We start from the raw sequence: 13,891 nt of genomic DNA on the forward strand, positions 1-13,891 counted from the left end.
CTTGCACAACATATCGGAAAACAGACGCTTACTGTTCACTCTTTGAGGTGAAACCATGCCATCATTTAAACAGGCTAGACGCCCACTAGCCAACGTGAGTATATGGGGAACCACTTACATCCATAAGCGCAATCCGTATATTGTCGCGCTCTGGTCGGCAACATTCCCGGGATTCGGTCATTTGTTGATAAACAAATATGTCAGAGGGTACTTTTTGATCATCTGGGAAATTTTCATTAACCAAAGCTCGCGATTAAATTTGGCCATGTCCTATACGTTTACGGGGGATATTGAAATCGCCAAAAGCGTCATTAATGTAAATGTCATCTATATGTATATTCCGCTGTATATTTATTCCATTTGGGACAGTTATCGCGCCTGTGTAGAGCTCAATAATCTTTATATCTTGTCAGAAAATGAACCCTCTCCGGTAAAAGCGCTCATTGTCAAGCCATTTGAAATTAACTATCTTGACAAGAGAAGCCCAATTATTGCTAGCCTATGGTCGATGTCCATACCTAGCACTGGTCAATTGTATTTAAATCAATTTGTTTCAGCATTTTTTACATTGGTTGTTACGGTTGTTTTTGTGTACCAGTCACATTTTATAGAGGGCATTCATTACTTATTGCTCGGGGATGTTCATCATTCAACCGCCGTATTGGACAGACAATGGATTTTTTATTTGCCATCGATCTACTTTTACGGGATATATGAATCGTATGTCAACGCGATTGAAAACAATAAGTTATTTAAAGCGGAACAAAAAATGTTTTTAAAAGAGAAATTCCCAGTAAAAGGTTTTAAATTTAAAGGGGCTAAGGTAAAGTAACATGCAGATATTTGCTGCCTTTGAGCAATCCATCCAATTAGAACTTGCCATCACAAATATACAAAAATTAGGGATTGATAACATTTACACTGTTCCATTGGACAGCGGCCCTGAGGATATTCAACTTCTTGATACGATCAACCGGTCGGACGGTTTATCGTTGTCGAGTGTCGGCATGGTGCTCGCTGTGTTTTGTTCTGTGATCGGTGCCGCGCGGGGTTTTGACCATCAATGGGGACCGATTGTTTGGGGAATTATTGGCGCCATTTTTGGCTTATTGGTCGGTTTTATCGGAAAAATGGTTTTCTATAAAGTGAAAATGAAAAAAATCCGCTGGGTGAAAGGAAAACAGCCTGACATTATATTGATTATAGAATGCGCCGATCATGAAGGACAGCGCGTGGAAAAGATGCTGTGGGAGCATGCCGCCATCGGTGTTGGAAAGGCCGTTGATGCTTGAAAAAGATGTATCACGTTTTGGATATTTGAATTAAACTATTGGGCTTTTTGGTGTGTGAATGATGCCGTATCTTTTTATATTTATTTCTGCCGTAACTTTATATACTTTTGTCTTCATGGTGCCGAAACAGCTTTCCAAAGCAGAAATGGTCCATACCACTTATTTTGCCATTCTGTTTGATACACTGATGGATGTATTTCTCGATTTGCATTTAGATCTGTACGGTTATTTTCAAAAGGGTGTCGATTATCAAACGCTTCTTGTTGTTATAGGCATCTTTCCGCCAATGAATATCCTGTATTTAAACAATTTCCCATATGGCCAATCCCTATGGGCTAAAGGGCGTTACCTCCTTATATGGAGCGTGATCGCGATTTTTTATGAATATTTAGCCGTCAAATGCGACTTGCTCTATTATCGAAAATGGTCGATATTTTACTCTGGATTATGTTATCCACCCATCCTTATCATTGCCGCCCTCAACCTGAAACTCCTCCGTTATCTCTCGGGAATTAGAAACTAGTTAACCATTTTTTTACTGGTAAGAGAGTATTAACGTTTGTTGGCTAACATTGAAGCAATGATGACTCTGCCTTCACATAAAAGCTTGGAAGAGCCAAGTTTTCTAAATCATTTCAGCGTTCACGCATTGCCCCTTGAGGCTCGTTGGGAAAGGTTGGTCATCGTCATAAGTCATGTGTTCAAGCATACACATCTTATGACGTTATTTTTTTGGCAAAAGAGGGTGATGCGTGTGGAATGGGTCGGTCAAAACGTCATCCGTAAAGATGCGTGGGATAAGGTGACGGGCCGCGCGAAATTTGCAGCGGACACCATGACGATGGATACATTATTTGCCGCCCTTGTGACAAGTCCGTATGCCCATGCGAAAATCCTTCAAGTCGATGTTTCTCAAGCTGAAGCGGTTCCTGGTGTTATTAAAGTGGTCACGGGAGAAGACATCGACATTTTAGTAGGTGAGGGCATTCGGGATCGTCCCATTCTGGCAAAAGACAAGGTGCGCTATTATGGGGAACCGATCGCTGTCGTCATCGCCGATTCACCAGATACCGCAAGACTTGCCGCGCCTTTTGTAAAAGCCGCTTTTTTGCCACTCCCTGTTGTTAATTCTCCACAGGAAGCGATTCAAGCGCAAGCCCCGCTCGTCCACGAACACCTTGACACCTACTATACGCCCAAGCATCTCCGCCCCATACCAGGTACCAATATCGCCCATCATGTCAAAATCAGAAAAGGGGAAGCAGACAAAAAGCTCCCAAGTTGTCCTGTGATTTATGAATCGCGTGTCTCGTTTCCACCCTCAGATCATTGCGCAATGGAAACACGAACGGCAACCGTAGAAATTCGACCAGATGGCACGGTTTGCGTGGAATCGTCTTCGCAAGTTCCCTTTATCATCAAAAGCTTATTCAGTGAGTTGTTTGATATTCCCCAAGACAAAATTGTCGTCACCACACCGCTCGTTGGCGGAGGTTACGGCGGGAAATCAGCGGTACAGTTAGAATTTATCGCTTATATTGCCTCACGTGCAGTGGGGGGCCAGAAAGTGATGCTAACGAATAGACGGGAAGAAGATTTCGTCACATCACCCGTCCATATTGGGCTCGATGCTACGGTGACGATTGGATGTGATGACACCGGCCGTTTTATTGCGATGAAAATCTCCTACTTGTTTGACGGCGGTGCCTACTCTGACAAAGCGGTTGATATTTGTCGCGCGGCGGCGATTGATTGCACCGGGCCGTATCGCGTCGACCATGTCTTTTGCGATGCCTATTGCTTATATACCAACCATCCCTATCCAACAGCGTTTAGGGGTTTCGGTCATCCGGAATTAACCTATGCTGTTGAGCGGTGTATCGACGGACTCGCCGAAAAACTGGCGATGGATCCGACAGTGTTACGCAAGAAAAATCTCATTCAACCGGGTGACACGACACCGACGCAAAGTTTACTGAATAAAAGCCGGATCGGCAACTTGACGGCTTGTCTTGAAAAGGTGAAAGCCCTGATTCGTTGGGATGAAGGGGACCGCATCGAAACGGAAAACCATACCATTCGCGCCAAAGGCGTCAGTTGTTTTTGGAAAACATCCAACATCGGGCCAAATGTCAGTTCCGGGGCATTACTCGTTTTTAATAAAGACGGCACCGTCCATTTGGATTGTGGGGTTGTGGAAATTGGTACCGGCTCGCGTTCCGTACTCGCCCAAATCGCCGCGGAACGCCTCGGCATTGACGTCAAAGACATCCACGTTGATATGACAATTAAAACGACCACCACCCCTGAACATTATAAAACGGTCGCCTCAAGAGGGTTGTGGATGGCCGGGCGCGCGGTTTTGCGGGCCGCTGACGATGCACTGTCCCAGCTTTTTCAAATCGCTTCGCAAGTTTTACGCGTTTCACCGGATGACTTGCGAGCGGAAGGCGGGTTTATTTTTTATAAACACGAACCTAGAAAACGCCTTAGTTTTCGCGAGCTCGCACACGGTTACCGGTATCCGAATGGAAATACAATCGGCGGGCAAGTGATCGGCCGGGGCAGTTTTGTATTGCCTAAACTCACTTTTTTGGATCCGGATACGGGTAAAGGGGATCCGGGACCGGATTGGACTGTTGGAGCCGAAGCGGTGGAAGTCGAGTTTAATCCGAAAGATGACACGTATAAAATTTTGCGGGCGGCTTGCGTCATTGATGCCGGTACTATTATCAATCCAATGTATGCCGAAGGACAAGTAAGAGGTGGCATGCATATGGGGCTCAGCTTCGCGAGCCGGGAAGGGTTTGTTTTTACGAAGGATGGTATCGTCATGAATAACCAATTCCGCACATATAAAGTTCTCCGTTATGGCGAAAATCCCGAATACCTCGTCGACTTTGTGCAAACCCCTTCAATGGAGACCGCTTATGGTTTGCGGGGGATTGGCGAGCACGGTGTCATCGGCATGCCGGCCGCATTGGCTGCCAGTTTATCAAAGGCAAGCGGCGTCTTTATCAATGAACTGCCCATCATCCCAGAATTAATATGGCGGTTGAAAAGGGGGAGGTGAAAGGGCTTGGCGATGGAGTATTACCGGCCCACGACGATAAAAGAAGCTTTGCAATTATATCAACAATTGTCTTATGCCGGGAAAAATCCGGCCTATATGTCGGGTGGCACAGAAATCGTCACATTATCCCGTTTTCATTTATTTCAAGCCGCTTCACTCATCGATCTAACGCATATACCGGAGACACGAGTTCACGATGTTGATGGAAACCACCTCGTCCTTGGGGCAAGCTTGACGTTAAATGAAATTAGTGAAAAAAATGGTTTTCCGCTTCTTGCCGTAACAGCGAGCCGCGTCGCTGATCATACGACACGGAATCACATTACGTTGGGCGGCAACATCAGCGGGAAAATCATTTATAAAGAAGCGATTTTGCCGTTACTCGTTTCCGACAGTCTGCTACTTATTGCCAGCTTTGAAGGGCTGAAAACGGTCCCCATCCATGCCGTTTTCCATAAAGAGCCCCACCTTTCGCCTGGGGAATGGGTCGTGCAAGTTTTGACGGAGAAAAATGCGGTGGATCGTCCGTTTTTCAGCGTCAAAAAGCGAAAAATTGACGTAATTGACTATCCGCTTTTAACGCTTACAGCTATTAAAGTGGATGGTAAGCTGCGCGTCGCCATATCTGGCCTCTGCGACTTTCCGTTTCGTTCGGTGGCCATGGAGCAGGTTTTGAATGACCCGTCACGCCCGGTGTCAGCAAGAATCATCGAGGCGTTAAAGGTTATTCCGGGAGACGTCCGCAATGATTGGATCGCATCGGCGGAGTATCGGAGGTTTGTGTTACAAACGACTTTAGAGGAAATGTATGCGGCATTGGGGGGAATGTAATGCTTCATGTGGGATCGCTCGAGAAAGTGCGACTTAACATTAATGGCCACAATCGATGGGTCACCATTAAGGCGAGCGAACGGTTAATCGATGTATTAAGAAATCGGCTCGGGTATACCGGTTGCAAACCGGGGTGTTTAAATGGTGATTGCGGCGCCTGTACCGTTTTAGTAGATGGTGTGCCCATGAAATCTTGCATGATGCTAGCACCTCAGGTTGTTGGTAAAGCGATCACAACCATTGAAGGGTTAGAGGGGACGGATGTTCAAAAAGCGTTCATTGAGCATAATGCCTTTCAATGCGGTTACTGCACCCCCGGATTCATTATGAATATTGAAGGATTGCTAGCGAAACACCGCCATGCAGATGAGGCAATCATTGAGGATTGGTTGCAATCCAATATCTGCCGTTGCACAAGTTATCAGGAAATGAAAGCGGCGATTCAAGACGTCTTACATAAGCGCGATCAGAACCATGAAGAGCTTGAATAACGGTTTTCCAAAAACCTAGAAGAATAATTTTAATAATATTTAAAAAGCTGAGTATATTATCTATAAAAAAGTTGAACACTATTGGACTTTAACAAAATGTTGTATGGATAGGGGGTGTTTCCAGCCGATGGTCGTGAACTTGCTTGAAGTAAAAAATCTCAAAACCTATTTTTTCACTGGTAAGAAGGTGCTTCCTGCTGTCGATAGCGTGAATTTTACCATACATAAAGGAGAGACCGTCGCCCTTGTTGGGGAATCCGGGTGTGGCAAGAGCATCACGTCGCTTTCCATCATACAACTCGTGCCTCAGCCCGGAGGAAAAATTGTTGAAGGTGAAATCATATTTGATGGCGTGGATTTAACAAAACTCTCAGAGAAAGCGTTGTGCCAAATTCGCGGCAAGGAAATTTCGATGATCTTCCAAGAGCCAATGACCTCTCTTAATCCGGTCTTAACGGTCGGTGAGCAAATCATCGAAGTGCTGGTGTACCATCAAAAAATGGATCGAAAAGCCGCACGAAAAAAGGCGGCGGAATTACTCGAATTAGTCGGTTTCCCGCGAGCCGAATCGGTGTTAGACGAATATCCGCATCGGTTATCAGGTGGGATGCGTCAAAGAGTGATGATTGCGATGGCTGTGAGCTGTCAGCCCAAACTCCTCATTGCTGATGAGCCGACGACGGCCCTTGATGTCACCATTCAGGCACAAATTTTAGAATTGCTGAAAGACTTGACGAAAAAGTTGGACATGTCCATACTGCTCATCACGCATGATTTAGGCGTCGTCTCGGAAATGGCGGAAAGAGTGATCGTCATGTACGCCGGACAAGTCGTCGAAGAAGCGCCAATTGAAGCCTTACTCAATTACCCTCTTCATCCCTATACTGACGGGCTAATCCAATCGGTTCCGGGGATTTCCGGTCACACTGAACGTTTAGCATCCATACCAGGAAATGTCCCGACACCGGATCGGTATCCCTCTGGCTGTCGATTTGCGCCGCGATGCAAAAAAGCTTTTGATCGCTGTTTTAAGGAAGCACCTGAATTAACCGATCACGGCGACCAACGCCGTGTGCGTTGTTTCTTATATGAGATGGGGGATGATACCCCTTGACTGCTGAAGTAAGACGTGATCAACAAAGCATCCAATCGGTGACTGATGGCGTTTTATTAGAAGTTCGCAATCTGAAAAAATACTTTCCCATAAAAACCGGCCTGCTGCAGAAAACGACGGGATACATCCGTGCAGTGGACGGTATAAGTTTTTATGTAAAAAAAGGGGAGACACTCGGCATCGTAGGAGAGTCTGGTTGCGGAAAATCAACAGCAGGGCGAACGATTATTCGTCTGTATGAACCAACGGAAGGTCAAATTATTTTTAAAGGTAAAGATATCAGCCGTCTTCCTGAGAATCGTTTGCGGCAACAGATCCGTCGGGACATTCAAATGATTTTTCAAGACCCTTACGCTTCGTTAAATCCAAGAAAAACAGTTGAGAAAGTGCTGAAGGAGCCGCTTAAAACCCATCGTTACTTTAAGATGAAATCAGAATATCAGGATCGTGTGGACGAACTCCTTACACTTGTTGGTCTTGATCCCAGTTATAAGAACCGATATCCTCACGAATTTTCTGGCGGACAAAGACAACGTATCGGCATTGCCCGTGCATTAGCGCTTAATCCCGATTTAATTATTGCTGATGAAGCGGTTTCTGCGCTTGATGTGTCTATACAGGCACAAATTATTAATTTGTTGCAAGACTTGCAAGCGAGGTTTCAACTCACGTATCTATTTATCTCTCATGACCTCTCTGTTGTCCGCCACATATCCGACCGCGTCGTTGTCTTGTATCTCGGACGTTTGATGGAATGGGCAGCAAAGGAGGATTTATTCAACCAACCGCTTCACCCCTATACCCAGGCCTTACTTTCGGCGGTCCCAGTCATAAGAAGAAAAGACGAACAGATCCGGGAACGGATTGTGTTACAGGGCGATTTACCGAGTCCGGCCGATCCTCCGACAGGTTGTGTGTTTCATACACGCTGTCCCATGGCGATGGACATTTGTCGAAAACAGGTGCCGCATCCGAAAGCCTATCGTCCCGGCCATTTTGTCGCTTGTCATCTTTATGACTAGGGTTTGGATAAAAAAAGGTGATCACTCGCAAAGCACTGCCGAGGGGGGTGAAAAGGATAGCACCAAATCATGAAAAACCTTTTTGAAGGATTTTTTAATTTTTAAAAGGGGGAGGACATTATGCGAGCATTTAGAAAGTGGCATAGGATTATTGTTTTTATTTTTATAGTGGCGCTTGTGCTTTCGGGCTGCAGTCAAAAAAATGCCACAACCGACACCTACAAGCAAACTGACGAAACATCGGGAAACACCGAAAAGCCGAAAGATGGGGGGAACCTCATTATTGGCACATCGGGTTCACCGACTTTGTTTAATCCTTATTATTCTGAAGATACCGCAAGTAGTGATATTGAAGGCATGATTTTCAATGGGTTGGTCACGGTGGATGAAAATCTGAATCCTGTCGGTGACTTGGCGAAAAATTGGGATATCTCCGATGACGGGTTAACTTACACCTTTCACCTCAAAGATAATGTCAAGTGGCAGGACGGACAACCTTTTACTGCCGATGATGTCGTCTTCAGTTACAGCATACCGATGAATAAAGATTATACTGGTCCGCGGGCTTCGGATTTTGAAAAAATTAAAGAAGTCAAGGCTCTTGATGAACATACCGTTCAAGTAACTTTAAAACAACCGTTTGCGCCATTCTTAACAAGCACAGCGGGCTATGGGATTTTGCCGAAACACCTTTTACAGGACGTCCCGATCAAAGAATTAGATAAGGCTTCTTTTAATACAAAGCAACCGATCGGTACTGGACCCTATAAGTTTGTGGAATGGAAGGACGGCCAATACGTCAAACTCGAAGCCAATAAAGACTATTATGAAGGGCGCCCACATATTGATACCGTTACGATTAAATTCATACCGGATGCAAACGCTATTCTCACGCAATTTCAAGCCGGTGATATCGACTATATGGCTTTACAATCGACCGATTTAGCGACAGGAGAACAACTCGTTAAACAAGGGAAAGCAAAAATCAAAACAACCCCCTCCCTTTCATACACTTTCATAGGCTATAACCAATTAAACCCGCTCTTTAAAGATAAAAAAGTCCGGCAAGCGTTGACCCACGCCCTCGATCGGGAAAAAATCATTCAAGCCGTGATGAATGGTGATGGTAAGATCGCCAACACCCCAGGATCCCCGCTGGAAAAATGGGCGTATAACCCGGATGTTCCGACTTTTGATTACGATGTCGACAAAGCTAAGAAATTGTTGGCAGAGGCAGGCTGGAAAGATACAGACGGTGATGGCATTCTTGATAAAAAGGGCAAGAAATTCTCCTTCGTCATAAAAACCAATCAAGGGAATAAAGTAAGGGAACAAATCGCCCAAGTCGTCCAACAAATGTGGAAGGAAGTAGGCATTGAAGCAAAACCGAAAATCCAAGAGTGGAGTTCCTTTATTAAGGATGTCACCGCGCCGACATGGAACTTCGATGCTTGTATCTTAGGTTGGGCGCTTGGCGTCGACCCAGATCCGTCAGATATTTTCAGTTCCAAAGAAATCGCTCAAGGCTTAAATTTTGTTCATTACAAGAATCCTGAATTAGATAAATTGATGGCTGAAAACACCAAAATTACAGACCGTGAACAGCGCGGAGAAATGATTAAGGAAATTCAAGCCGGCATTGCCGAAGATCAACCCTATACCTTCTTGTACTATGACAACGATCATATTATGTACAATCCGAAATTGCAAAATGTTCAACAACACCCATCCATTGCCTATTACAAAATTAAAGATTGGTGGATCAAACAATAGTCAACGTTGGAAAAGGGGGAAGGGCCCTTCCTCCTTTTCTTGCATTCTTTCAAGATGGGGGAGAGCCGGATGATCACATATATTATTCGCCGCATTCTCGTCTCGATTCCGCTTCTATTAGGGATATCGATCCTCTCTTTTTTGATCATTCAATTAGCACCTGGTGATCCAACTTCACTGTTCTTGGATCCGAATATTAAGCCGGAAGATCGTGAAGCCTTTATAGAAGCTTACGGATTGAATGATCCAGTTTACATTCAATACTTTCATTGGTTATGGCAAATTTTACATGGGAATTTTGGACAATCACTGATTATGCACGGCATACCGGTTTCTGAGCTTATTTTGGGGCGATTGCCAAATACATTGCTGTTGATGGTGAGCTCTGCGGTCTTGGCCTTTATCATATCCATACCATTTGGCGTTTTATCGGCAACCAAACCCTATACTTTAACCGATTACACCGTGACGACCGCTTCATTTATCGGTGTAGCGACACCTAGTTTCTGGATAGGCCTTGTGTTACTCATGTTTTTTGCTGTGAAATTTCCCATTTTCCCTAGCGGAGGTGTGGCGACACTGAACGCACCATTTAGTATTTGGGACCGCCTCCATCATTTGATATTACCCGCTTTTGTGTTAGCCGCTTCCGATATGGCCGGCTTAACAAGATATACGCGGTCAAGCATGCTTGATGTTTTGCGGCAAGATTATATTCGTACAGCAAGAGCCAAGGGGTTCAACTCGAGGAAAGTGGTGTATAAACACGGGTTGAGAAACGCTTTGATCCCCGTTGTCACGATTGTCGGCTTAATCATCCCGTCTTTCATCGGTGGCGCGGTCGTTGTTGAGAATATTTTTGGTTGGCCAGGAATCGGCAATCTTTTCTTAAATGCTGCCTTTCAAAGAGATTATCCCGTGATTATGGCGTTAACAATGATTTCCGCCACATTAGTCGTCATCGGAAATCTCATTAGCGATATCCTCTATGCGATCATCGACCCACGGATTGAGTATTAGGAGGGACATGTATGGCCGGACCAGAAAGGCTTACAAAGACTGTTCCTGGGAATGAAGGGATAAAACAAAAAAGAGAAACAATGTTTCGCATCACACTGCGTAAATTTATGCGAAATAAATTAGCTGTCGCGGGTGCGGTGGTCATTTTTATCGTTGTTTTGGCTGCCATATTTGCACCGTGGCTTGCTCCATATGACCCAGGACACCAATATCTCCTGGATAAGTTGGCAAAACCCGGCGGGAAATACCCCCTAGGAACGGATATGCTGGGAAGGGATACGTTGAGCCGATTATTATACGGAGCTAGAGTCTCCTTGCTCGTTGGGTTTGTATCGGTGGCCGGCATCATTTTTATTGGGACGATCATCGGTGCTATCGCTGGTTATTTTGGAGGTATTATCGATGCCTTGCTCATGCGTTTCGTAGATGTTGTCATTTCTGTGCCATCGCTTTTTTTGTTGATCACATTGGTGACCATTTTTCAACCGAGTTTAACAACGTTAATCATCGTTTTTGCCTTGTTTAGTTGGCCGGGAACCGCGCGCATCATTCGGGGCGAATTCCTCTCCTTACGTTCAAGGGAGTTTGTGCTGGCGGCAAGAACAATGGGGGTTAGGAGCTCAAAAATTATTTTTTCACATATTTTACCAAATGTTATGGGACCGATTATTGTTACAGCCACTTTGCAAATGGGTTATGTTATTTTAGCCGAATCCGCACTCAGTTATTTTGGACTCGGGGTGCAGCCGCCGACACCAAGCTGGGGAAATATGCTCCAGGATGCCCAAAACATCACCATTATGATCTCTGCTTGGTGGTATCCGTTGTTTCCCGGGCTTATGATACTTCTTACAGTCCTATCGTTTAATTTTGTCGGTGACGGTTTGCGTGATGCTTTCGATCCGAAGTCCATTGAATAGACAAATATTTAAAAATTCGTGTTAATCTATTATTCTATAAAAAAGGAGGTAAAAAAAGTGGTTGAATTCCCAAAACCTGATGTAGAAACCTTTTTACGCACTTTTTCCGTGCAAAATTTTGATGTCAGCCCTGATGAAAAGCAACTCGTTTTTAGTACAAATTTAAGTGGGCATTATAATTTATGGGCGATGGATTTGCCCAAAACTTTCCCTTATCCGCTGACTTTTCATAACCAAAGCGCCCATGCGCTCCATTATGCAGAAAACGGCAGTATGATCATTGCCGGCTTTGATTGTGACGGGGATGAAAATATTCAACTTTATGCCCTGTCACCTGAGGGCGGAGAACTAGTCCCGTTAAGAGAGAAAGAAAATGAACGGCATTTTTTCAGTTATTTGTCAAAAGACGGTCAACGCCTCTACTATACGGGAACGAAAAATAATCCTCGCTATCTAAATTCATATGTTTACGACATTGAAACAGGAGAAGAAACCATCCTTTTGGAAGGGGGTGACGCACCCACCTTACTCGAATCCGTTTCACCCGACGAAAAAAGTTTTGTCTATATCAAGAGTTATGGCAATACCCATTCGCTCGCATATGTATCGTATCATGGCGACATGATTCGTCTGACACCTGAAACCGACGCCCAGCATACGACGGGATCCAGCGTGTTTACCACAGAAAAAGATATCTATTTCTTAACGGATTACGATCATGATCTTACATATTTGGCGAAATTTGATGTATCGACAAAAGCGTTCCAAAAAGTGTTGGTCATCGAGAAGGAAGATTTTTCCCATCTTGTCTACAGCAAGAAGGATCAAGTGTTATATTTAGTCGGTTCCTACGGTGTAGAGGATCGTTTATATGCCTACGATTTAACGACTGGAGAATGGACGAAGCGGTCACTGCCGACGAGCGTGGTTGAAAAAATCATGGTTAAAGACAGTGGACATCTGTATATTTTGGCTCGCGGTGCCAGACGGCCACATAATATTTATAAATCTGTCGATGGCGGGCGTTCATGGGAAGAACTGACGCATTTCCGCGTACCGGGTATCAAAGAAGAAGAGATGGTAGAACCGGAAGTCATACGTTATCCTTCCTACGATGGACTTGAAATCGAAGCCTTGTTTTTTAAAGCGCACAAAGAAAATGATAATGGACATGTCATTCTTTGGCCGCATGGCGGTCCGCAATCGCTTGAGAGAAAATGGTTCAGGGCAGCCTTTCAATTTGCGCTCCATCATGGATTTTCCATTTTCGCGCCAAACTTCAGAGGTTCCAGCAATTATGGGCTGAAATTCATGAAGATGGTGGAAGGAGACTGGGGTGACGGGCCGCGCAGAGATATTCTTGAAGGTTTGGAATGGCTTTTCAAAAACGGGTATGCCGATAGACACCGCATGCTTTTGATGGGCGGAAGTTACGGCGGTTATATGGCCCTCTTGTTGCACGGCCGCCATGCGGACTACTTTAAGGCCGTTGTTGACATTTTTGGCGTCAGCAATCTCTTTACTTTTATCGAATCCGTTCCCGAACATTGGAAACCTTATATGAATCAATGGGTGGGGGATCCCGTTAAAGACAAAGAAAAATTAAAACGCTTTTCACCGATCACGTATTTGGACGGAATGACAAAGCCGATGTTTGTTGTACAGGGTGCCAATGATCCGCGTGTCGTCAAAGCGGAATCCGATCAAATTGTCGAGGCGCTAAGGGCTAAAGGCCGTCATGTGGAATACCTTGTGCTTCCGGATGAGGGCCATGGATTCTCGAAGAAAGAAAATGAAATCACCGTTTACAGGCAAATTCTTCACTTCTTTAAGCGGTTTATCTAATCGATGACTTGCGCTTATTTTTAGGCGTTTCCATTCATCTTAGAGAAAACGGGAACGGCAAAAACCTTCAATTGAGTGCAGAGAGAGCCACCGTTCCCTTATGTTGGAATGAAAAATCCTATACTTTTTAACAGAATAAAAAAATCATTTTTTATGTTGACAGATTGAATAACACGTGTATAATGAAAATCAATAAATAACGTCGATGACAAAGAGAGTAGTTATAGTCATCCTGGAAAGCGAACCGGGGATGGTGGAAGCCCGGTACAGGACCTGTAACGAAGCGCACTTTGGAGACGACATCCTGAATCACAGTAGGGATGTCCGGGAAGCTCCCGTTAAAGGCTTTGAGTTGGTTCCGGATCATTCGGAACAACAAGAGTGGTACCGCGGGTTGTGATCATTCAACGCTCGTCTCTTATAAAAGAGGCGGGCGTTTTTCATTTTTATACATAACAAAATCATACAAATATCGATGACAAAGAGAGTAACAGCATTCAATCTTGAACA

At 44.7% G+C, this 13,891-nt stretch carries 12 protein-coding genes and 2 other annotated features (1 of these 14 running past the window's edge); all 12 genes read left to right on the top strand.

Features of this window, described 5'->3' with window-relative positions; all coding sequences use genetic code 11:
- Positions 1 to 55 precede the first annotated feature (55 nt).
- A complete protein-coding gene (locus H532_RS0100865) occupies positions 56 to 832 on the top strand; it encodes a hypothetical protein (protein WP_027723884.1) in 777 nt (258 codons plus the stop codon).
- Position 833: 1 nt separating this feature from the next.
- On the top strand, positions 834 to 1,292 hold the full coding sequence (locus H532_RS0100870) for a hypothetical protein (protein WP_027723885.1): 459 nt from the start codon (positions 834 to 836) through the stop codon (positions 1,290 to 1,292).
- Between the two features lie 61 nt (positions 1,293 to 1,353).
- Positions 1,354 to 1,815 (top strand): CBO0543 family protein, encoded by a 462-nt coding sequence (locus tag H532_RS0100875; protein WP_051263047.1) that lies wholly within the window; start codon positions 1,354 to 1,356, stop codon positions 1,813 to 1,815.
- Between the two features lie 225 nt (positions 1,816 to 2,040).
- A complete protein-coding gene (locus H532_RS0100880; protein ID WP_038111234.1) occupies positions 2,041 to 4,365 on the top strand; it encodes a xanthine dehydrogenase family protein molybdopterin-binding subunit in 2,325 nt (774 codons plus the stop codon).
- A gap of 12 nt (positions 4,366 to 4,377) precedes the next feature.
- Positions 4,378 to 5,196, top strand: coding sequence for an FAD binding domain-containing protein (locus H532_RS0100885; protein WP_027723888.1), 819 nt, complete (start codon positions 4,378 to 4,380; stop codon positions 5,194 to 5,196).
- Positions 5,196 to 5,687, top strand: a complete 492-nt coding sequence (locus H532_RS0100890) for a (2Fe-2S)-binding protein (RefSeq protein ID WP_027723889.1) — start codon at positions 5,196 to 5,198, stop codon at positions 5,685 to 5,687. The genes H532_RS0100885 and H532_RS0100890 overlap by 1 nt, the downstream gene beginning before the upstream one ends.
- Positions 5,688 to 5,814: 127 nt before the next feature.
- Positions 5,815 to 6,801: an ABC transporter ATP-binding protein gene (locus H532_RS0100895; protein WP_027723890.1), complete on the top strand. Its 987-nt coding sequence runs from the start codon at positions 5,815 to 5,817 to the stop codon at positions 6,799 to 6,801.
- Positions 6,802 to 6,830: 29 nt separating this feature from the next.
- Positions 6,831 to 7,823, top strand: a complete 993-nt coding sequence (locus H532_RS0100900; RefSeq protein WP_027723891.1) for an ABC transporter ATP-binding protein — start codon at positions 6,831 to 6,833, stop codon at positions 7,821 to 7,823.
- Positions 7,824 to 7,943: 120 nt separating this feature from the next.
- Positions 7,944 to 9,596, top strand: a complete 1,653-nt coding sequence (locus tag H532_RS0100905) for a peptide-binding protein (RefSeq protein ID WP_027723892.1) — start codon at positions 7,944 to 7,946, stop codon at positions 9,594 to 9,596.
- Positions 9,597 to 9,665: 69 nt separating this feature from the next.
- Positions 9,666 to 10,616: an ABC transporter permease gene (locus tag H532_RS0100910; RefSeq protein ID WP_027723893.1), complete on the top strand. Its 951-nt coding sequence runs from the start codon at positions 9,666 to 9,668 to the stop codon at positions 10,614 to 10,616.
- A gap of 11 nt (positions 10,617 to 10,627) precedes the next feature.
- Positions 10,628 to 11,536 carry an oligopeptide ABC transporter permease gene (opp4C, locus tag H532_RS0100915; RefSeq protein WP_027723894.1) on the top strand — a complete coding sequence of 303 codons (909 nt, stop codon included), beginning with the start codon at positions 10,628 to 10,630 and terminating at the stop codon, positions 11,534 to 11,536.
- Between the two features lie 57 nt (positions 11,537 to 11,593).
- Entirely contained in the window at positions 11,594 to 13,381 is a 1,788-nt protein-coding gene (locus tag H532_RS0100920; RefSeq protein ID WP_027723895.1) for an alpha/beta hydrolase family protein, read from the top strand.
- Positions 13,382 to 13,577: 196 nt separating this feature from the next.
- Positions 13,578 to 13,803: a binding site (T-box leader), on the top strand.
- Between the two features lie 44 nt (positions 13,804 to 13,847).
- Positions 13,848 to 13,891 (top strand) — a binding site (T-box leader) (it continues 173 nt past the right edge of the window).

It is taken from the genome of Tuberibacillus calidus DSM 17572 (genome assembly GCF_000430685.1).
Lineage (GTDB): Bacteria > Bacillota > Bacilli > Bacillales > Sporolactobacillaceae > Tuberibacillus > Tuberibacillus calidus.